Here is a 262-nt window from a genome sequence, read left to right as displayed (position 1 = left end):
GACCTCGGCGACAGCGCCCCCAGCGACTACGTCCCCGACCCTGCCGGATGCACTGACGAGCCAAGCCAGGCCGACCCGGCCACCGAAGACCCTGCTGACCCTGCCGCCGACGACGACGTCAGCGACCACTTCGCGGACCTCGGCGACAGCGCCCCCAGCGACTACGCCCTCGACACCACCGGGACCACTGACGAGCCGGGCCAGGCCGACGACACCACCGACCACGCCGAAGACACGCGGGATGCCGGGGGCTTCGAGGAAA

At 71.8% G+C, this 262-nt stretch carries 1 pseudogene; it reads left to right on the top strand.

The features are described from left to right. Window positions 1-262, top strand: a pseudogene (locus HCK04_RS40800) (hypothetical protein); the annotation flags it as partial.

Origin of the sequence: Microbispora sp. CL1-1, from assembly GCF_012034195.1 — a bacterium.
Classification (GTDB): domain Bacteria; phylum Actinomycetota; class Actinomycetes; order Streptosporangiales; family Streptosporangiaceae; genus Microbispora.
This window is presented reverse-complemented; position numbering and strand designations above follow the sequence as displayed.